General features: G+C 56.0%; 18 protein-coding genes. 4 read left to right on the top strand and 14 right to left on the bottom strand.

Annotated elements, in window-relative coordinates:
• Window positions 1-85 precede the first annotated feature (85 nt).
• From TLL_RS04935 to TLL_RS04920, 4 genes are all read right to left on the bottom strand, one after another.
• Window positions 86-1468, bottom strand: a complete 1383-nt coding sequence (locus TLL_RS04935; RefSeq protein ID WP_011056820.1) for a hypothetical protein — start codon at window positions 1466-1468, stop codon at window positions 86-88.
• Window positions 1440-2651 carry a protein phosphatase 2C domain-containing protein gene (locus tag TLL_RS04930; RefSeq protein ID WP_011056819.1) on the bottom strand — a complete coding sequence of 404 codons (1212 nt, stop codon included), beginning with the start codon at window positions 2649-2651 and terminating at the stop codon, window positions 1440-1442. The genes TLL_RS04935 and TLL_RS04930 overlap by 29 nt, the downstream gene beginning before the upstream one ends.
• Before the next feature lie 10 nt (window positions 2652-2661).
• A complete protein-coding gene (locus TLL_RS04925) occupies window positions 2662-3387 on the bottom strand; it encodes a vWA domain-containing protein (protein WP_011056818.1) in 726 nt (241 codons plus the stop codon).
• Between the two features lie 100 nt (window positions 3388-3487).
• Window positions 3488-5926 (bottom strand): right-handed parallel beta-helix repeat-containing protein, encoded by a 2439-nt coding sequence (locus TLL_RS04920; RefSeq protein WP_011056817.1) that lies wholly within the window; start codon window positions 5924-5926, stop codon window positions 3488-3490.
• 498 nt (window positions 5927-6424) lie between these two features.
• On the opposite strand from TLL_RS04920, the gene TLL_RS04915 reads away from it, so the two are divergent.
• From TLL_RS04915 to TLL_RS04905, 3 genes are read left to right on the top strand one after another with little or no spacing between them, the layout of a single operon-like run.
• Window positions 6425-6673: a DUF3134 domain-containing protein gene (locus tag TLL_RS04915; protein ID WP_011056816.1), complete on the top strand. Its 249-nt coding sequence runs from the start codon at window positions 6425-6427 to the stop codon at window positions 6671-6673.
• A gap of 48 nt (window positions 6674-6721) precedes the next feature.
• The gene (gene mraY, locus TLL_RS04910) at window positions 6722-7840 is read left to right on the top strand and encodes a phospho-N-acetylmuramoyl-pentapeptide-transferase (protein WP_231833831.1); all 1119 of its coding nucleotides are present in this window, start codon (window positions 6722-6724) and stop codon (window positions 7838-7840) included.
• A 16-nt stretch (window positions 7841-7856) separates the two neighbouring features.
• Entirely contained in the window at window positions 7857-8906 is a 1050-nt protein-coding gene (locus TLL_RS04905; protein WP_164920792.1) for a zinc-dependent alcohol dehydrogenase, read from the top strand.
• Here the strand turns inward: TLL_RS04905 and TLL_RS04900 are convergent, their stop codons facing one another.
• From TLL_RS04900 to TLL_RS04880, 5 genes are all read right to left on the bottom strand, one after another.
• Window positions 8907-10079: a murein transglycosylase A gene (locus TLL_RS04900; RefSeq protein WP_011056813.1), complete on the bottom strand. Its 1173-nt coding sequence runs from the start codon at window positions 10077-10079 to the stop codon at window positions 8907-8909.
• A 5-nt stretch (window positions 10080-10084) separates the two neighbouring features.
• Window positions 10085-10339, bottom strand: a complete 255-nt coding sequence (locus TLL_RS04895; RefSeq protein ID WP_011056812.1) for a hypothetical protein — start codon at window positions 10337-10339, stop codon at window positions 10085-10087.
• 68 nt (window positions 10340-10407) lie between these two features.
• On the bottom strand, window positions 10408-11004 hold the full coding sequence (locus tag TLL_RS04890) for a tetratricopeptide repeat protein (protein ID WP_164920791.1): 597 nt from the start codon (window positions 11002-11004) through the stop codon (window positions 10408-10410).
• Between the two features lie 265 nt (window positions 11005-11269).
• Window positions 11270-12001, bottom strand: coding sequence for a triose-phosphate isomerase (tpiA, locus tag TLL_RS04885; RefSeq protein WP_164920790.1), 732 nt, complete (start codon window positions 11999-12001; stop codon window positions 11270-11272).
• A 99-nt stretch (window positions 12002-12100) separates the two neighbouring features.
• Complete coding sequence (locus TLL_RS04880) at window positions 12101-12415, bottom strand: MarR family transcriptional regulator (protein WP_011056809.1); 315 nt, start codon at window positions 12413-12415, stop codon at window positions 12101-12103.
• A gap of 110 nt (window positions 12416-12525) precedes the next feature.
• On the opposite strand from TLL_RS04880, the gene TLL_RS04875 reads away from it, so the two are divergent.
• The gene (locus TLL_RS04875) at window positions 12526-13698 is read left to right on the top strand and encodes an RNA-guided endonuclease InsQ/TnpB family protein (protein ID WP_011056808.1); all 1173 of its coding nucleotides are present in this window, start codon (window positions 12526-12528) and stop codon (window positions 13696-13698) included.
• 127 nt (window positions 13699-13825) lie between these two features.
• Here TLL_RS04875 and TLL_RS04870 read toward each other — a convergent pair whose 3' ends face one another.
• The 5 genes from TLL_RS04870 to petC form a co-directional block, all read right to left on the bottom strand.
• Window positions 13826-14590, bottom strand: a complete 765-nt coding sequence (locus TLL_RS04870; RefSeq protein ID WP_164920789.1) for a MinD/ParA family ATP-binding protein — start codon at window positions 14588-14590, stop codon at window positions 13826-13828.
• 117 nt (window positions 14591-14707) lie between these two features.
• Window positions 14708-16444: an ABC transporter ATP-binding protein gene (locus tag TLL_RS04865; protein WP_011056806.1), complete on the bottom strand. Its 1737-nt coding sequence runs from the start codon at window positions 16442-16444 to the stop codon at window positions 14708-14710.
• Between the two features lie 3 nt (window positions 16445-16447).
• On the bottom strand, window positions 16448-17857 hold the full coding sequence (gene mnmE / locus TLL_RS04860; RefSeq protein ID WP_011056805.1) for a tRNA uridine-5-carboxymethylaminomethyl(34) synthesis GTPase MnmE: 1410 nt from the start codon (window positions 17855-17857) through the stop codon (window positions 16448-16450).
• A gap of 21 nt (window positions 17858-17878) precedes the next feature.
• Window positions 17879-18814, bottom strand: coding sequence for a cytochrome f (gene petA, locus TLL_RS04855; protein WP_011056804.1), 936 nt, complete (start codon window positions 18812-18814; stop codon window positions 17879-17881).
• Window positions 18815-18834: 20 nt separating this feature from the next.
• The gene (gene petC / locus TLL_RS04850; RefSeq protein ID WP_011056803.1) at window positions 18835-19377 is read right to left on the bottom strand and encodes a cytochrome b6-f complex iron-sulfur subunit; all 543 of its coding nucleotides are present in this window, start codon (window positions 19375-19377) and stop codon (window positions 18835-18837) included.
• Between the last annotated feature and the right edge of the window lie 35 nt (window positions 19378-19412).

The raw sequence follows: 19412 nt of genomic DNA, 5'->3' as shown, positions 1-19412 counted from the left end.
CCGCCAAAGGGCGCTGGGTTGAGTGAGAGAGTCAGTCGGGGGCTGTCTTCCCATGGGTGTTTGTTGCCTTTGATCACTCCTTTGATCACTCAATGACCCGCACCAATCGCCTGCCGTCGCCGAAGCTCAGCAGCAGGCCGGGACGCAAGACCACCGATGCCCCGCGACGCACCATGCCCGTCCCACCGGCGAGCATCTGCCAGGGGGTATCACTGTTATTCAGCAGACGATGCACTCCCGCTTTGGCATCCCAAACGACCTGGCCGAGAAGCGGGGTACCCCGGCGAGTAAAGGGCGGTAGGCGCCCGGGCTCGGCAATGTCAGCAAAGATCGGCAGGCCATGGTAAAGCACAATCATGCGGACAGGCACATAGGTACCTCTGGCGCGAGACTCCATCAGCTGCAGCACAGCGGGAAAAGGCGGCTGAACACTAGCACCACAGAACGGACATTGGCGACGCCGGGGTGGCTGCAACCAGTAGGGATAGAAGAAGGACTGGCGACAGGTTGGACAACTGATCAGCAAGTCATAGGCTTCAGCCAGTGCCCGCTCCCACTCAAGGGCTTGAGGCCGTTGCGGGGGATCGTGGAGGCCGTGGATCAAGGCACGCTCGGTCAATTCCTGTAGTTTGGGCGTCAGGGTGCGGTAAGACAGTGCGCCTCTGCGAAAGAAGGGCGTCCCGATCCGCGGGATCCAGTTGCGCCGATCATTGGGATGCTCACTGAAGCAGGCGTACTGGCCGTAACCGAGTTCATCATCGTGCTTCTCATCGTCCGGGTCGTAGCACGTCTGGGTCAGCATTACATTGCGCAGCAGCAGAATCCAGAGCACCAACACCGCAAGACTGTGGCGATCGCTCGACTGATCCGGCTGTGCTTTGCCCATCATCACCTCTGGGGCGATGAAACCGACCATCCCCTTGACCTGGGGAGGCAGGAAGCCTTTGACCACCAGGCCGTCCAGGTCAATTAACACTACCTCGCCGGATATGGGGTCAGCCAGAAAGTTCTTCAGATGAATATCGGCATGGGCCATCCCTTTGCCATGAATGGTGCGCACCGCCGCGGCCGTGCCCCGGGCCATCTTGAGGTATTCCAGCCAGGTTCGTCCCTGGTGGAACTGCTCCATAGCGTCTAGGGGGCTGTAGATCAACTTGTAAAGAGGAACATGCGAAGCAGGCACACGCCGGGTGACCACGCCCACTTTGGTCTGGCCATTCAACTGGTCCACAATGCCCAGGGGCCAGGCCAGGAACTGCTCATCCTCGCCCAGGTTGCGCCCTAGGTCAAGGACATGCTGGAGGAGTTGCTGTTTATCTGGTGCAGGGCGATGGTAGATCTTAACCACATACTGAGCATCAACCGTGAAAAAGATGCTTCCCTCACCGCCACGATGGACCTCCTGGTCATTGATCGTCAAGTCACTGGGTAGCCCTCGGCTATTCGGCAACAGGCTGACAGTTGCCATCGGTTCTCTCCCTTTGGGTGATCACGACCAAGGTACGGTCATCCCAGCTTCCTTGAACCACGTAAGTCGCCAACCAAGTCAACATAGCAGCAGCCGCCTGGGTGGGGCTGGGGGAGGCATGCAACTTTTGGTCCACTGTCTGTGCCCAATCCGCCAGTGCGTTCTTCTCGGAACAATAGAGTAGATCCTCTGCAAGACCGTCGGTCATGACATAAAAAGCCACAAATGGATCTACTGCAGCATGGGCAATGACCCCTCGAACTAGGTAATGCTCAAAATTGGGGTGATTCAATGTATAGGTATCATGGGGGGAATCACTAGGCGGCGAAACCAGTTCCCGTACCTTTCCCTGAGATGTCAGGCCCAGGATAGCCCCGTCTCCAACCTGACCGACGGCGACTGTGCCAGTTTTTACATTCAGGAGCAAGCCCAGGGCGGTACAACTGAGATCTTCTAGTTGCAGATTCAGGCTCCGCGCATGTTCGCGCAAACCGAGATGGGTGTTGGTAAAAGCCTTCTTCACAATCTCTAACAGATGACAGTCATCTGTGGCGTCGTGGGAGATATCGGCGGGTATGTCGGACCCCTCGCCATCGGAGTTGACGCAGCAGGTTGTAGGGTTCTGAGATGGATGGGTCTGAGGAACCGCAGCAGGTTGCGTTTGGTTCTCAGGAAGCCACCAGCCAATAGAGACGGCCTGCTGAAAGTTTGGCAGGGGCTGCAATGGTTCCCTCACACTCTCAGTCCAATGCTCCAGAGCTGCGACCAAGGCCTGCCCCCGATCGGGCCTTCCCTCTTCGGAAGGCGCAGCTAAATTGCCGAATTTGGGGGACGAGGATGGCGAATCCGGCGTATCTAGTGGGTTTGGCAGTATTGCGCTTGGTAGAGGGATGAGTGGGCGCAGCAACATCGCGCTCAGGGCCTCAACCACATAGGTAGCAGCGTAACGGGAATGCGGACGCGAGCCGACGCCATCCGCTACCGCCACTGCTAGCCAGGGTCCGGCTGAGCGGATAATAAAGGCATCCTCACGAGCAGCATTGCGCGCCCGGTGCATCTGGCCAATGGCACTGGCCCCCACCACCAGATAAGACCCGGCCCTAGCGTGCGCCATCATCAACGGTGGGTGCGTGTCTCCTGAGGTGCCCAGGCCGCGATCGCCAATGACAAAACCAGTGAGCATGGTACCCCTCTCAAGGAATACGGATGAGCTCGGAAGAGGGCTGCGCGTTTGCAAAGGGGTCTTCCATATTGCCGCCGAGCTGGGTTGAAGTGGTGAGGCTTTGGGAAAGGTATTGAAAGAGAGCAACAAAGGCCGCTTCGCTGGTGCCCATTTTGAAGGCTGTGCCAGTGCTGATGGCCTTGAGGGTGTCATCGTCCACATGGGGGCCACAGCCAACAGCCACGATGACGCTGGGTTTGATCTCTCCCTTGGGACGATTGACAAGCGCGTCTCGCGCAGGTCGCCATAGCTCGTCGGTGGCAATGCCGTGCCGATCCGTTGGCCGACCATCGGTCAGGACAAAGACCGCCGGTTTCCAATCCCCTTTCTGCCCGCCTTTGACGGGTCTGACTACATCGCGATCGATGGACTCTAACAGCACTGTAAAGGCCAGATCCAAACGAGTCACCCCTGAGGCCGTGAGCATGGGCGGCTGGAAATCGGAGATAGGCACCAGCCCGCCGGTGACCAATTGGGCGTCGCTGGCAAAGGTGATGACTCCCACCTTGACTATGTCGCGGGCAAACTGATCACTGGAAACTTCGCGCTGGAATTGCTCTAGCCCCTGGTGCAGCGACTCGATCGGCGCCCCCTCCATGCTACTGGAGGTATCCAGCAGCAGGTAAACCGGCAGGTGGCGTTCACCGCCAGGTACTTCAACATTAGCCCATTCGGGGACATTACTTTGGATAGTCATTCTCTAGCTCCTGATCAGTGATGTGAGTTTCTAGCAAAACTAAATAACACCAACCCGACTGGCAATTCAGAGGTCAACGCCGCATCTCGTTCACCTCCCCCTACGTGTTCCCGTTGAGTAAGGTCATCAGATAGGTAAGCGGATTCTTGAAAAGAAGTCGCATATCGTTCACTGTCCCCCCCCTGTTCCCTTGGCAGGTGTTGTCCTCCAGGGTTGGCCGCGCCTGCCAGCCCACATAGATGCCAGCGTCCCCATTACCGCTGCAGGTGTTCTGGCGAGCGATGCCCCCTGCACTGCCAAAGTAGCCTATACCAACCTGTTTGTTCCCCTGGCAGGTGTTGCCCTCCAGGGTTGGTTGCGCCTGCTTGTCCACATAGATGCCATGGTCCTCATTGCCGCTGCAGGTATTCTGGCGAGCCACGCCCCCTGCCCTGCCACCGTAAGCGATGCCGCTCCCCTTGTTCCCCTGGCAGGTGTTGCCCTCCAGGGTTGGTTGCGCCTGCTGGCCCACATAGATGCCCTGGTACTCATTGCCGCTGCAGGTATTCTGGCGAGCTATGCCCCCTGCACTGCCAGCGTAGAGGATGCCGCTCCTCTTGTTCCCCTGGCAGGTGTTGCCCTCCAGGGTTGGCCGCGCCTGCTCGCCCAACTCGATGCCACGATACTCATTGTCGCTGCAGGTGTTCTGGCGGGCGATGCCCCCTGCACTACCAAAGTAGGCGATGCCGCTTTGCTTGTTCCCCTTGCAGGTGTTGACCTCCAGGGTTGGCTGCGCTTGCTGGCCCAACTCGATGCCATGGTACTCGTTGCCGCTGCAGGTGTTCTGGCGAGCGATGCCCCCTGCACTGTCAACGTAGGCGATGCCGCACTGCTTGTTCCCCTGGCAGGTGTTGCCCTCCAGGGTTGGTTGTGCCTGCTCGCCCACAACAATGCCGCATCCATTGTCGCTGCAGGTATTCTGGCGAGCGATGCCCGCTGCACTGCCAACGTAGGCGATGCCGCACAACTTGTTCCCCTGGCAGGTGTTGCCCTCCAGGGTTGGCTGCGCCTGCTCGCCCACATAGATGCCATAGTACTCATTGCCGCTGCAGGTGTTCTGGCGAGCGATGCCCCCTGCACTACCAAAGTAGGCGATGCCGTTCAACTTGTTCCCCTGGCAGGTGTTGCCCTCCAGGGTTGGTTGCGCCTGCTTGTCCACATAGATGCCATGGTCCTCATTGCCGCTGCAGGTATTCTGGCGAGCCACGCCCCCTGCCCTGCCACCGTAAGCGATGCCGCTCCCCTTGTTCCCCTGGCAGGTGTTGCCCTCCAGGGTTGGTTGTGCCTGCTCGCCCACAAGAATGCCGCGCTGCTCATTGCCGCTGCAGGTGTTCTGGCGAGCGATGCCCCCTGCATTACCAAAGTAGGCGATGCCGCACAAGTTGTTCCCCTGGCAGGTGTTGCCCTCCAGGGTTGGTTGCGCCTGCTCGCAGACCCGGATGCCTACCCACTGATTTCCCGTGGCCTGGCAGTTGCTCACCAGTCCTGTGACGGTTCCACCTAGCCACAGGCCATCCCCACCACGCTCATTGTCCTTGTCCCGCACGCCACCGCTGAAGCGGCAGTGCACAAAGGATATCTCACCCCTATTCACCTCAACCACATCGGCCCAGTGGCTGCCTTCGTGCACAAAGGCAATGTCGCTGGCACTGAACAGCCCCTCCCCTGCAAACTTCACAACCCACCCTTCGCCCCCACAAACGATGCGGGTGGTTTCCATGCCCTCCCCGATCAGTGTGAGCGCCTTATCAATGGTCAAGGGATGCTCCAGGCGATGTGTGCCGGCCTTCAGGTAGAGGGTGGTGCCGGCTGAGACGCTCCGTACTGCTTCTGCCAGCGTGCGAAAGTCACCGCTGCCATCGGGGGCAACCACCAGGCCTGCCGGTGCCGTCTGGAAATCTGACCACTGCACCACTAGCGGCACCTCTAGGGTCTCCCTGGCTGTCACTAGCCGCAGCGGTGTCCACACGACGCCAGACCTCAGGGGCTTCACTACCACCTGGATGCGGGTGGTCCCGGCTCCGAACTGTTGGGGGCTCACCTGCACTTGGCTGCTCTCGACGACGATTTGCCCAGGGCCCCCGGTCACTTCAAACTCGGCTGTTGCCCTCTGGCCGGGGGCAAGCATTCCTAGGTCTAACCTGGCCACGCTCGCCCTCAGACGTTGGCTTTGGGATGAGGGGGGAGCTGTTTCGGTGGCTCGGCCGGCAACGGTGTCCACGGCCAGTAATACCGCAGCTTCCCCTAGGCCGCGCAGCATTAAGGCTTCTACGGTGGCGTGGCGGTTGTCCTCGGAGGGGTTCTGGTGCAGTTGTGTCAGCAATTGTCCCCAGCGCTGGAGTTCCGCTAGGGCGGCGGGGTCTTGTTGCAGATCAACGCCCAGGAGGAGGGTCTGCAACTGCTGGTTGTTGAGGGGTGAGCCGCGGGCGACCAGCCGAGCTAGGCTACCCAGCAATGGGGTCAGTTGGTTCAAGGTCGCACTGGAAAGGGGCGAGGTCACGGTTCAACGCTACACTGGCACTGCTTTTGTCTGGGGTCTTCAGGGGTGGTTTTTGGGCGGCGTCTGGGTTGCCTGCTGCTTGGCCAGGATAGGATCAGGGCAAATGCGGCCTATCTGCGGTGTGGTCTTCATTCATCAATTGCCTTTTCTGCCAATGTCTTATTGAGGGGATGTTGCTGTCTCCAATCTCCAAGAACATCAGGGTTTATTGTAGCGTAAGTGGTCAAGGGTGTTTCTCCTCGGCCGTGTTTGACCTTCTAGTGCCGGGGGCGATCGCCAGACATCGCCCTGCCAACAGAAATATCAATCCCCTTGCTTGAAGGCACTCAACTCGATCACCTTGGCTTCAGGAGAGTCTTTTTGCGATCCCTCTTTTGGCTCCTTGCCCCTGCCTGAGTAGGCCCTTGGCGCGATCGCCACAACGGGCAGATTTACATTCCCTGGGGCAAACGTTACACTAAAAGGTTGGACTATCCCAATACTGTTCACCCTACCCCTATGACCCTATACAACCCCTCTTTGTACGAAGAACCCATTTCCCAAAAGAACTTAACTGCTGCGGGTCGTTCCGATCACTCTATTTTGGAATGGTTACGGCAAACGGGTCGATTAATTGCCCGGGACGCCAATGAGGCGGACCCGATCATTGATAGCGCCCTCGATGATATGGGTGAAATTGAGGAATTTGTGGGTGACTCCTTTGGCGATTACGACGACGAAGAAGAGGACCTAGGGCTTGAGGAGTAGGGCACAGATCCCCTCTATCATCGGAGTGATGTGCTAGAGCGACCCCCCATGCCCTCCACCAAAACCACCGCCGCCATTGAACCCCGTTGGCGGGCAGGACAGCGGCTTTTTCGTCTTCTCGCGATTGGCCTCCTCATTGTTACTATTGCTTACGATACGGGAGCAAACCACTGGCAACAGCCGTTGCAAACCTTAACCCTGCCTTGGTTGGTGAGTTTTGCCCTCGTGGCGGTTCTGGGGATGGCCGTTGTGCCCCTGTTGCGGCGGTTAAAAACCGGGCAAATTATCCGCGAAGATGGCCCGCAATCTCACCTGCAAAAATCGGGCACGCCGACAATGGGGGGAATCTTTTTTGTGCCGACGGGGTTAGGGCTGGCGTTCCTGTGGACGGGGTTTGCTCAGGGGAAGCTGTCGCCCACTGTGGGGGCGATCGCGCTCCTGGTGCTGTGGTATGCCGCCATTGGTTGGTGGGACGACTGGCAAGTTCTGCGGCGCCAATCCAACAAAGGATTATCAGCACGGCTGCGGCTGCTTCTTGAGGGCATTGGCGCGGCGCTGTTTTGTGCTTGGCTGGTGGCTAGTGATCCTACGGCAACGGTTGTGACCGCTCCTTGGGGCTGGGTCTGGCCCTTAGGGATGGCCTTCATCCCCTTAGCCATTTTTGTGCCGATGGCGGAAGGGAATGCCCTGAATCTGACCGATGGGCTCGATGGTCTTGCCGGTGGCACTGGGGCGATCGCCCTACTGACTTTAGGCATCATTCTCAGCCCCTATCCCGACTTGCAAATTCTGGCCGTTGTCATGAGTGGCGCCTGCCTTGGCTTCCTTTGGCACAATCACCATCCGGCCCGGGTGTTTATGGGGGATACAGGTTCCCTGGCCCTTGGGGCAGTGCTGGCGGGCATTGGTTTGGCCAGTCACCACCTCTGGGAACTATTGATTGTCAGTGGTCTTTTTTTTGTGGAGTCCCTCTCGGTGATTGCCCAAGTGCTCTACTACAAAGCAACAAAAGGCCCCGACGGCGTGGGCAAGCGACTGCTGCGCATGGCACCTCTACACCATCACTTTGAGCTGGGGGGCTGGTCAGAACTGCGGATAGTGAGGACCTTCTATGGGGTCGTGGCCCTCTTGGGACTGCTCTGCGTCCTCCTGCAATGGTTGGCCTAATCCATGGGGATCTGCAATGAAAGCAGCAGTGCTCTACGGCAAAGAAGATGTCCGTATTGAAACCGTCCCCGATCCGACGCCGGGGCCGGGGGAAGTGGTGATTCGGGTACGGGCTGCCACCACCTGTGGCACCGACTTGAAGGTATGGCGGCGGGGGGGTCATGCCCGCATGCTGACACCGCCGATTCTCTTTGGCCATGAAGCCGCCGGCGAAATTGTTGCCCTGGGAGCCGGTGTGACTGGATGGCAGGTGGGCGATCGCGTGGTGGCCAATAATTCTGCCCCCTGTGGCCAGTGTTTTTATTGTCAGCGCCAGGCCTTTTCCCTATGTCCCCATCTGGAGTTTAACAATGGCACCTTTGCCGAGTATCTGAAACTTCCCGCCAGTATTGTCCGCCAAAACCTTTTGCCCATTCCAGAGTCCCTCCCCTTTGCTTTGGCGGCGCTGACCGAACCCCTCGCCTGTGTCCTCCACGGTGTGGCCCGCTCTGGCTTTGACCCCGCGATGGTGGCAACGTGGCCGAGTCCACCGCAAATCGTTGTCCTTGGGGATGGCGCCATTGGTCTGATGTTTGTTGGTGTGCTGGCCCAGCAGGGGGCACGGGTGCTTGCCTTTGGTGGTTCCAATCAGCGGCTAGCGATCGCCACCACCTTTGGGGCAGAGCAAACCATCAATCATCACCAGTGCGGGGATATTCCCGCCGTCGTCAAAGACTGGACGGAAGGACGGGGGGCCGACATTGTCATTGAAGCCACGGGGGTTCCTGAAGTCTGGGAAACAGCGATCGCCTGTGGTCGGCCGGGTGCCACAATCAACCTCTTTGGCGGTTGTCCTCGGGAAACCACTATCCGCGTGGATACAGAACGCCTCCACTACGAAGAACTCACCCTCAAGGGGGTCTTTCACAACACCCCCTCCTTTGTCCGCCAGGCTCTGCAATTGATTGCCAGCGGTACACTGCCCTTCGAGAAGCTCATTAGTGGTCAAGCCCCCCTCATGGAGATTGAAACTGTCCTCCAAGCCATGAAGGCGCGCCAAGTCATCAAAGTTGCCCTGCAACCCTAGCTATTGCCGCAGCAGCAAGTAGTACAACTGCCCCGGCGTATTGATGAGACCCGCCCGCGCTTTGGCGACATCTCCCGTGCCCATGAAAATATCGACCCGACCTGGCCCCCGAATGGCACTCCCCGTATCCTGATCCAAAACAAAACGGCTCACGGGAGTTTGCCGCCATTGGCCTTGGGCCTTGAGGGGAATCTGCGTGGTGATCACCGCCAAGGCGCCCGGTGGCATTAGAGACTTATCGGTGGCGATCGAGCGCTCTGGGGTGACCGGCGTCGAGAGACTGCCGGTGGGAGGACGCCCTTGGGTGTGTTCGAAGAAGACGAAGTTGGCGTTGCGGGGCAAATAGCGATCGAGCTCAGCGGGATTGGCCTCAAAGTAAGCCATGAGGCGCGGCAGTGTCAGTTCCTCCCGGGCAATCTTGCCATCGCGAATGAGTTCTTGGCCAATACTGGTGTAGGGGTGATTCGTTTTGCCGGCATAGCCAACGGTGAAGCGGCGACCATCGGGCAGTTGCAACTCAGCCGACCCCTGGACGTGAACCAAAAAGGCCTCGAGGCGATCGCGCAAATAGACCAGTTCTAGACCCCGCAAAGGGCCATTGCGCCACTGCTGCCCATCCGCTCCTTCCAGTTCCAAGCGGGTGGGGTGCGGCTCTGACCACTGCTCAAAATCAGGGGGACGCCGAAATAGGGGATAGCGGTATTCTGCTGTGGGCACTAAGCTGGCACGATAGGTCGGTGCATAATAGCCTGTGAAGTCCACTCGCCCTTGGCCATCGCTGCCAATGGATTGATAAAAAACAAATTCTCGTTTGACGGCGGCTTGCAGTTCTGCCGCAGAGCGACGGGTTTGTACCAGATGACGAAAGCGTTCGAGGGAGCGGATGACCCGCTGATGGAGATTGGGGCCAAGGGTGGCGCCGGGTTGGCCAGCAGCGGTGTAGGCGGCGTAGTCTCGGCGGGCCTTCTCAGTACGCAGGTACCGCAAACTATGATCAATGGCTTGCAGGAGTCGTGTTCGCTCACCGCGGGATTCCCAGAGGGCAGTATCTAGGGCAACTGTGGGTGGGAGTTGGCTTTGGCGCATCAAGGGGGCAACGGTTGGTGCGGTCGCGATCGCGCTCGTTGCGAGGATGACAACCCCTTGAAGCCCTCCTGTCCATAAACCCGCCATAGATTCTAGGCAAACCGATCCACACTGGAGGCAAACACAGGCTCTACCCGAATCGCAAAGACTTTTGAGGGGCGCACCACCATGTATTCCCCTTGAATATTTTTAATAGGAACAGAAATAAAGTCGTTGGAATCTGCTTTGGCCGCTAGCTCGTTGCTGTACCACTTCTGGAAGTCTTGAATCGTGGGGAAGCGCACCTCCTCACGGTGACCGCCCTCCAGAAATAAATGAACTGCAAATTCAGAAGGGGTTCTGGCCATAGGCGCGATCGCTCATCCTTATCGTGCACATTATCCTCTATTATCGCCGTAATTGGTGGCTTCAGGCACTAGGGACCACCGGTGAGGGGACGGGGGGCGCGATCGTAGTACTGGGCTGTCATGGCTGGGTTGAGCGCGCGAGCCCGCTCATAGTCCCGTTGTGCCAATTCCACATTGCCCCTGTCGAAGTGGGCCATGCCCCGACTATAGTAGGCAGCAACAAATTGAGGATCCCGTGCTAGGGCAGCATCAAAGTCCGCAATTGCGGCATCGTAGTTTTGCAGGGCAAGATAGGCCATGCCTCGGTTGTAGTAGGCAGCAATAAACTGTGGATCGTCGCCCAGTGCCGTAGTAAAGTCAGCGATCGCCCGCTGCATATCCCCTTGGTCATAGTAGGCCAGGCCGCGAGCAAAGTAGTAGTCTGCACTGGGGTTGAGTTTGATCGCTTGGCTAAAGGCATCAATAGCAGCAGCCAGATCACCCCTACCTTGGTGCATTAATCCCAGGTTGTAGTAGTCCTCGGCACTGCGGGGCACCAGGCGTTGCAGTTCCTGAAGTTCAGGGGGTGTTAGGGTAGCGATCGCCATCGGCTGTGCCACAACCGCCCTGCTGAGACCAACCAAAGCAACTAAAACCGTCAAAGTACTGAAGAGTTGTTGGCGCATCGTCGGCCTCCTTTCGGCATCGCTCAGCCTTACTTCGATCCTAAAAGAAAATGAAGCCATCCGCCAGCAAACGATAACAGTTGTAATAAATTGCTGGCTACGACCCCTTTTGGGGGCACACACAGCCTGGCGCTCTGTAGGGGGTTTCAATCCTGGGCAAAAAGGCTGTATGTTGATATCTTGCGGTTTTTCTGCGCAGAAGACTGTGCTCTATCTCTTGGATCAGGGGTGATGTAGGGCACTGACGCAGAACTTCAGGGGATGTTCAAAGGGGCTTGTAATTAACAATGCGCCCAAAACTCTGTGGCTGCAAACTGGCGCCACCCACCAGCACCCCATCAATTTCTGGCTGGGCCATGATGGCATCAATATTGTTTGCATTGACTGAGCCACCGTACTGAATGGGGACATCGGGATTGTGCAACTGACTGCGAATCAAACCAATGACGCGGTTTGCTTCCGTTTCTTCACAGGTATCACCGGTACCGATCGCCCAAATAGGCTCGTAGGCAATCACCAAATTGGTTTGATCCACATCCACCAAGTCCAGGGCCAACTGCTGAAAGATGTGGTTTTCTGTTTCGCCGGCAGCCCGTTGCGCTTTCGTTTCACCGACACAGAGAATCGGTGTCAGGCCGTGGCTTTGGGCAGCCCTGAGCCGCTGGTTAACCGTGGCATCCGTTTCACCAAAATACTGCCGCCGCTCACTGTGGCCAATAATGACGTAGCGCACCCCCAGCTCCACCAACATCGGTGGGGAAATTTCCCCCGTAAACGCCCCCTGATCTGCCCAGTGGACATTTTGGGCCCCCAGCTTCACCCGTGTTCCATGCAGACTCTTAGACAATACACTCAAACAGGTGTAGGGAACACACAGCACCACCTCGCGATCGCTGGGGGTGTCCACCAATTCCCCTAAGAACTCCTGTAGGAAGGCCACTGCCTCCTGTTGCGTTTTGTGCATTTTCCAGTTGCCAGCAAGAACTTTTGGGCGCACTCCTCTTGACTTTCCTCTGCGAAACTTAACCTGATCAAGCGTACCACACGGGTTATCCCTGATCATTAGAGGACGTGAGGAAAAACCGCTGCTTGAGACCTAGCCCAACTTGTCCCAAACCGCCGCGACACGGGGCGACGGACCCTTGGCTTGGAGGCGCGGGGTACGCCGTCCGAATTTGACTTGGTAGGTGTCATTGTTAGCTGTTACATAGCCCAGTTGAAGAACCTCCGCGAGGATGGCGCTGACCTCCTGGGCAGACCACTGCAACTGCTCAGCCAATTCTGGCACAGTGCGGGGCAGCGGCTGGCGCATCATCAGTGTCAAAAGGGAGCGCTGGCGATCGGGCAAAACCAGTAAATCTGCTGGATTGAGACCCCCATCGGAAGCACTGCTGGCGTCTTGACTATTCATCTTTACCTCCGAGAGACCCCCTCCTTTAGGGAGGGGAGGGATAGGAGCGGCAGTCTGTGACTGCCAAGTATAGTTGTGCTACTCACAGAATAATCGCTATAATTTAAAGCATGCAAAAGGCTTTCAGTTACCGCTTCTACCCAACGACCGAGCAGGAATCCCTGCTTCGGAAAACATTGGGCTGTGTTCGGTTGGTTTATAACCGAGCACTGGCAGCGAGAACAGAAGCCTGGTATGAACGAAAAGAGAGGCTTGACTACGTTCAAACCTCTGCCTTGCTTACTAAGTGGAAGAAGCAAGATGACCTTCAGTTTTTGAATCAGGTTAGTTCTGTCCCCTTGCAGCAGGCATTGAGACATCTGCAATCTGCTTTCAGTAACTTCTTTGCAGGTCGGGCAAAATATCCCAACTTCAAAAAGAAACGCAATGGCGGTAGCGCAGAATTCACCAAGTCTGCTTTTAGGTGGAAAGACGGAAAAGTATTCTTGGCAAAGTGCAACGAACCGCTGAATATTCGCTGGTCGAGACGGCTTCCAGATGGTGTTGAACCATCCACGGTGACCATCAGGCTTAACCCTGCTGGACAGTGGTACATCAGTCTGAGGTTTGATGACCCCAGAGAGTTGACACTGCAGCCCGTCGACCCGTCGGTTGGTTTGGACGTAGGGATTAGCAGCCTCATTACCCTGAGCACAGGGGAAAAGATTGCCAACCCCAAGCACTTTAACCGCTACTACAAACGACTCCGTAAGGCGCAGCGGTCTTTGAGTCGCAAACAAAAAGGCTCTCGCAATTGGCATAAGGCGCGGTTGAAAGTTGCCAAGATTCACCAGAAAATCTCTGATTCCAGAAAAGACCATTTGCACCAGTTGACGACTCGATTGATACGTGAAAACCAAACGATCGTAATCGAGTGGTTGGCTGTGAAGAATATGGTCAAGAACCGTCAGCTTGCCCGATCCATCAGTGATGCTGGATGGGGTGAACTGGTACGGCAATTGGAATACAAGGCCCAGTGGTATGGTCGGACACTGGTGAAGATTGACCAATGGTTTCCCAGTTCTAAACGCTGTGGACAGTGTGGTCACATTGTTGAGCGGCTGCCATTGAGCGTCCGAGAATGGGACTGTCCTAAGTGTGGGGCGCACCATGATCGGGATGTAAATGCCGCTGGGAATATTTTGGCCGTGGGACACACGGTTACAGTCTGTGGAGCGGGTGTAAGACCTGATAGGCATACGTCTAAAGGGCAACTGCGAAGAAGCAGAAAGTCTCAAAAGTGATTTTGGGAATCCCCCTGCTTTAGCGGGGGGAGGATGTCAATATTTGACTATTCATCATCGGTCCTGTTCCTCCACAGCAGTGGCACCCAGAAAGGATCAAAATAACGGTCCCTACCCCTAGGCTATCCTAATCCAACAAATGCTGCACAACCCTCCTGACCACCAGACTGTAGGGATGCTCAGGGTAGCGTAAACAGAAAATATCGCTGCTCCCTAGTTGAAACATCTCTTCACAAACAGGCAGGATACCCGCAACCGGCACCCCATAGGTCGTCTCCACCTGCTGCTTGAGGGAATCTTGATGAAAAGCACTGGGGACTTTGTTAACCACCATCAGCATTTTCGGCACATCAAGCTGCCGCGCCACATCAACTGTGACCGCTGTTCCTTGAAAGTCTTGGCGATCGGGCCGCAGAATGAGTACCAAGGCATCGGAAATTGTAATCGAAAGCAGGGTTTCCTCATTCAGTCCAGGGTGGGTATCAATCAGCAAAAAGTCCAGATTCAGCCCTTGCAACAACTGCTGAAAACCATCATTGAGTAGACCGACATCGTAGCCCTCCCGCAGCACACGGGTAATTTCACTCGTTTTCAGGCTAGAGGGAATCAGATAGATGGCTCCTTTGGCTGGTTGGCCGTGGGCAGTAATGAGATGGCTGACATCCCGCGCTACATCGGTAATGTCACAGCGTCCCCAGAGGTAATCATTCAGGGCATGTTCCGTATCTTCCGACTCAAGGCCAAAGAGCACATGGATACCGGGGGATTGAATATCGGTGTCCACGATCGCCACCCGATAGCCCAATATCGCCAAGGTACAGCCCAGATTTGCGGTTGTATTGGATTTGCCTGTGCCCCCACGAAAAGAATGCACAGAAATAATGCTCCCCATAGCCGTCCTCGCTGATCTTAAGAATTCAACGTCTATTTTCACATCCGGCCATTGCGGAAACATCCCCTCCCAAATTCAGAAGATAGAAGCCAAAGGGCCACTCCATCAGCACAAAGGTCATTTCCCGTCTGGGAGATACTGCTGGGTGTAGAACTGGGCATAGCGGGCAGACTGGGCCAGCAGTTCTTGATGGCTGCCACTTTCAATGATCCGCCCCTGCTCTAGAACAAGAATGCGATCGGCCCGACGAACCGTGGCCAAACGGTGGGCAATCATAAAGACAGTGCGCCCCCTCATTGCCTTCTCCAAGGCATTTTGCACTAAGGTCTCTGATTCGGAGTCCAAAGCGGAGGTCGCCTCATCCAAAATTAAAATCCGTGGATCGGCATAAACAGCGCGGGCGATCGCCAGGCGTTGGCGCTGACCCCCAGAAAGGTTAATTCCCCTTTCTCCCACCCATGTCTGATAGCCATCGGGAAAGCGGTCAATGAAGTCGTGGGCATTGGCAATTTTGGCTGCCTCAATGAGTCGTTCCCAATCCGGTTCGGAGTCACCAAAAGCAATATTTTGGGCAATGGTCCCTGAGAAAAGAATCGTTTCCTGAGGAACAATCCCAATTTGCCGCCGTAAACTCTTGAGGGTGACGGTTTTAATATCAATGCCATCAATGAGAATTTGCCCCGCTTGGGGATCGTAGAACCGCAGCAGGAGGTTAATGAGGGTTGACTTGCCTGCCCCGGAATGGCCAACCAGCGCCACCACTTCCCCAGGCTGCACCAGGAGATTGAAGTCCTGCAGCACGGGTTGATCAAGCTCATAGGCAAACCACACATGGCGGTATTCCACCTTGCCAGTAATGGGGGGTAGGGGTTGGGCATCCCTGACTTCCTGCACATTCGGTGCAATCGCCAATAGGCTAAAACTCCGATCTAAAGAGGCTTCAGCAACTTTGAGGGAGCTATAGCTGCTGGAGATTTGATTGACGGGATCGATGAGTAAAGCGGCAGCGGCGCCAAAGCTAATCAATTGGGCGGGTGTGAGATTGCCGGCGCCAATTTGCCATGTCCCCAGCAAAAACAAGCTCATGATACTCAAGGCTTCTAAGAAACCCACCACAGGGTACTGCGTTGACTGAATCCGAGCAATTTGGAAATAGGCCCGGCGGTTCTTTTCCGCCTCTTGCTGAAAGCGGTGCAAGATGGTCTCCTCCGTGGCAAATGCCTTGATTAAGCGAATTCCCGCGAAGGTTTCCGTAAGGTAGGAGGACAGTCCGCCAAGGGCATCTTGGTTACGCCGCGAAGCAGTGCGTAAGCGCTCACCAAACCAACTGATTGCGGCCACCATCAGGGGAGTGATGATCAAAGCCGCTAGGGTGAGTGGCCAGTTGAGATAAAACATATAGGCCATGAGGGCGATCGCTGTTAACAAAGCAGGCAAAAGTTGTTGAAATACTCTAGTGATGACCATGGCGATCGCCTCCACATCCCCCGTTAATCGGTAGGTGAGATCACCACTGCCCATGCGCTCAAAAAAATCCACCCCAAGGCGATGCAGGTGGGCATACAAAATTAAACGAATATCGTAAACCACCCGAAAAGCAGCATCGGCCATCAACACATCTTGACCAAATTGACAGATCCCCCGCCCCAGAAAGAGCAGGATGGCAGCCCCTGCCCACGGTAATAACTGCCTCACATTGCCTGTCCCCACTAGTTCCGAGGTTTGACCCACTAACTGAGCAGCCAAGGGGGCCGTGCCCACAAAGCCCACCGTACACAGCAGTGCTAGGGAGAGGGTTCGCCAATAGCGCAATACATAGGGAAGAAGAAAACGATAACTGGTTTTGCCCAGCATGGCCTATTTACCAATACAAAAGCGGCTAAAGATTTCTGTGAGGACTGACTCGGTGACCTCTTCCCCCGTCAATGTGCCAAGGGCCCGGGCAGCCGCATGCAGGTCAATTGTCCAAAAATCCAGGGGCAGTTGGGCATCAATGGCCGCAAGCACATGATTGAGGGATTGGTGGACCTGTTCCAAGAGCCCGGCTTGGCGTTGGTTGATCGCAAAGTCTAGGTTGGCGGCGCTCACCCCTTGACCCTGGACAAGGTGCAAAATGGCGTCCTCAAGCTGCTCAATTCCCCTTTGACTGAGAGCCGAAAGCAGGACGGTGGGAATGGGGGCAATGGGCAATGGAATATCTTTAACCTCTGTGGTTTCACTGAGGAGATCCGCTTTGTTCAAAACAACTAAGACTGACTGAGGCGCTTGCTGCCGCCGCTGTTTTAGCTGGAGTTGGTCGTAAATCGCCTGATCGGCGGCGGTCCACCCTTGACTAGCATCGATGACCAGGAGAATGAGATCAGCGCTGAGGGCGGCTTGGCGCGATCGCTGGACGCCAATTTGTTCCACAAGGTTATCGGTCTCGCGAATGCCTGCGGTATCAAGCACTTGGATTGGAATCCCACCCACAACCAATTGAGACTCAACAATATCACGGGTGGTGCCCGGTAAATCGGTGACAATGGCGCGATCGCTCCGGCTCCAGGCATTGAGCAAACTCGACTTACCGACATTAGGGCGACCAACAATTGCCACTTTGAGTCCGGTGCGAATCAGTGCTCCCCGCTCTGCCGTGGCTAAAAATGCCTCTACCTGATGTTGTAACTGACGAATTTGCTCAGCAATGGCTGCGGGGTCAAGGGGAGGTAGCTCGTCAGTAAAATCTAGTCGCGCTTCAATTTCTGCCAACAGAGATAAGCAAGTTTGCCGAATCTGCTGGAGAGGGCGAGCCAATTTGCCCGTCAGACCCGCCAGCGCTATTTGGGCGGCGGTGGTGGATTGGGCAGCCACCAGTTCAGCCACACTCTCAGCTTGGGTGAGATCAAGGCGACCGTTGAGGAAAGCCCGGAGTGTAAATTCCCCCGGATCTGCGAGGCGTGCCCCGGCGGCCACACAAAGTTGCAGCACGCGCTGAACAGGGATGAGACCACCATGACAGTGAAATTCCACCACATCTTCACGGGTATAGGAACGGGGAGCAAGCATTAAAAGCAGGAGCGCTTCATCGACCCGTTCCTTGGTTTGGGGGTCTCGGACATAGCCATAGAGAATACGATGGGATTCCCAAGGCTGCTTGCCAGGGGCCTCAAATAAAGATTGGGCAATCGCTACCGCTTTGGCGCCGGAGAGACGGACAATGCCGATACTCCCTTGCTGGGGCACAATAGCCGTGGCGATCGCCGCAATCGTGTCATGGAAGTGTCGCACAACCCTTGGGGATACAACTCCCTAAAAACTCATCTCCGCTGCTTGCACTTTCTCCACCTGTTTCTTCTTCAGAACCAAGAGAATCTGGGAAAGTGTAATGGCGGCAAAGAAGACCAGCAACCACTTAATGCGGTTGGGGTCCTGAAGGACAATTTCCGTGTCTTTTTGGCCAAAACCACCCACATTGGGATTGTTGGTCAGGGCTGCACCAGCAACCACCGTTTGGCCTTCACGGACAATGAGCTCAGGGCCAGCGGGAACGGTTTCCGTCACGGCTTCGCCATTCTCGGGGGTAATCACCACCGCCGTGCTGCCATCGGGGTTAGGGGTAATACTAGTAATGGTGCCGGCGATCGGTGCCGTAAAGACATTGTTGTTGCTCTTTTCGCCGTTGGGATAGACTTGGCCGCGACCGCGGTTGCCCCCGGCATGGACAGCATATTTGCCGAAGTGGATCGATTTATCCGTCCCAGGGTTGGGGGCGAGGATGGGGAAAACAATTTCCTGATACTGCTCACCCGGCAGGGGACCCACGAGAATAATGTTTTGCTGATCGTCACTGTAGGGTTGGTAGTAAATGCCGCTGGTTTTGGCTTGCAGCTCCTCAGGGAGGCGATCGGGGGGAGCAATTTTGAAGCCCTCTGGCAGCATCAGCACCGCACCGACATTCAGACCCCCCTTAGAGCCATCCCCCAACACCTGTTGCACACTAGTATCGTAGGGAATTTTTACCACCGCTTCAAAAACGGAATCGGGGGTAACGGCCTGGGGCACTTCAACTTGGATAGGCTTAGCAGCTAAGTGGCAGTTGGCACAGACAATCCGACCAGTGGCTTCCCGAGGACTCTCGTATCCCTGCTGGGCATAGAAGGGATAGGCCTGCGCTTGCGGTGACCAAAAAAGTACACTGGCGGCAAGGGCGATCGCCAGCGTCAAGGATTTAAAAAAGTGTTTCATACCACTCCCTAAATGTCTTTTTACGTCCACCAAGGTTCTTTGCCTGTGCGGAAATCAATTTCCGTCCAGGGGGTAAACACCAGTTTGTCATCTTCTGTAACCGTGGCCTTCACCAGTGCCAAGGACAGGGGAGCAGGACCACGCACTACTTTACCGGTGCTATCGTATTGGGAGCCGTGGCAAGGACAAATGAATTTGTTTTCACTCACATTCCAAGGTACGACACAACCCAGGTGAGTGCAGACGGCATTCAAGCCGTAATTGGCAATTTGGTGATCTTCAGTAACAATCACGTAGGTGGGATCTCCTTTAATCCCTTGGGCGAGGGAGCGATCGCCCGGCAAATGCTTTGCGAGATACTCGGAAACCTTAATATCGTTGCCCAAAGCATCCTTGGCAACCGCACCACCCCCCGTGCCGCCACTGGCGGGTGGAATAAAATACTTGACGACAGGATAGAGGGCACCCAACGCTGTACCAGTGATGGTACCAAACGTCAGCAGATTCATAAACTGTCGCCGCCCCATATCGGGCACATCAGACATTCCAGAAACTTGAGCCATGGTTTACGCTTATTTACTTAAGGAATCGAAACGGA

It is taken from the genome of Thermosynechococcus vestitus BP-1 (assembly GCF_000011345.1).
Classification (GTDB): Bacteria; Cyanobacteriota; Cyanobacteriia; order Thermosynechococcales; family Thermosynechococcaceae; genus Thermosynechococcus; species Thermosynechococcus vestitus.
Note: the sequence above shows the minus strand (reverse complement) of the source record. Positions and strands in the feature narration are given on the sequence as shown.

What these genes read in the sequence shown, in the direction of transcription:
- TLL_RS04880 (WP_011056809.1), bottom strand. Translation starts at nt 12,415, where the DNA reads ATGAATAGTCAAGACGCCAGCAGTGCTTCCGATGGGGGTCTCAATCCA.
- petC (WP_011056803.1), bottom strand. Translation starts at nt 19,377, where the DNA reads ATGGCTCAAGTTTCTGGAATGTCTGATGTGCCCGATATGGGGCGGCGA.
- TLL_RS04925 (WP_011056818.1), bottom strand. Translation starts at nt 3,387, where the DNA reads ATGACTATCCAAAGTAATGTCCCCGAATGGGCTAATGTTGAAGTACCT.
- TLL_RS04890 (WP_164920791.1), bottom strand. Translation starts at nt 11,004, where the DNA reads ATGCGCCAACAACTCTTCAGTACTTTGACGGTTTTAGTTGCTTTGGTT.
- TLL_RS04900 (WP_011056813.1), bottom strand. Translation starts at nt 10,079, where the DNA reads ATGGCGGGTTTATGGACAGGAGGGCTTCAAGGGGTTGTCATCCTCGCA.
- TLL_RS04865 (WP_011056806.1), bottom strand. Translation starts at nt 16,444, where the DNA reads ATGCTGGGCAAAACCAGTTATCGTTTTCTTCTTCCCTATGTATTGCGC.
- petA (WP_011056804.1), bottom strand. Translation starts at nt 18,814, where the DNA reads ATGAAACACTTTTTTAAATCCTTGACGCTGGCGATCGCCCTTGCCGCC.
- TLL_RS04870 (WP_164920789.1), bottom strand. Translation starts at nt 14,590, where the DNA reads ATGGGGAGCATTATTTCTGTGCATTCTTTTCGTGGGGGCACAGGCAAA.
- TLL_RS04930 (WP_011056819.1), bottom strand. Translation starts at nt 2,651, where the DNA reads ATGCTCACTGGTTTTGTCATTGGCGATCGCGGCCTGGGCACCTCAGGA.
- TLL_RS04895 (WP_011056812.1), bottom strand. Translation starts at nt 10,339, where the DNA reads ATGGCCAGAACCCCTTCTGAATTTGCAGTTCATTTATTTCTGGAGGGC.
- TLL_RS04875 (WP_011056808.1), top strand. Translation starts at nt 12,526, where the DNA reads ATGCAAAAGGCTTTCAGTTACCGCTTCTACCCAACGACCGAGCAGGAA.
- TLL_RS04915 (WP_011056816.1), top strand. Translation starts at nt 6,425, where the DNA reads ATGACCCTATACAACCCCTCTTTGTACGAAGAACCCATTTCCCAAAAG.
- TLL_RS04905 (WP_164920792.1), top strand. Translation starts at nt 7,857, where the DNA reads ATGAAAGCAGCAGTGCTCTACGGCAAAGAAGATGTCCGTATTGAAACC.
- mraY (WP_231833831.1), top strand. Translation starts at nt 6,722, where the DNA reads ATGCCCTCCACCAAAACCACCGCCGCCATTGAACCCCGTTGGCGGGCA.
- TLL_RS04935 (WP_011056820.1), bottom strand. Translation starts at nt 1,468, where the DNA reads ATGGCAACTGTCAGCCTGTTGCCGAATAGCCGAGGGCTACCCAGTGAC.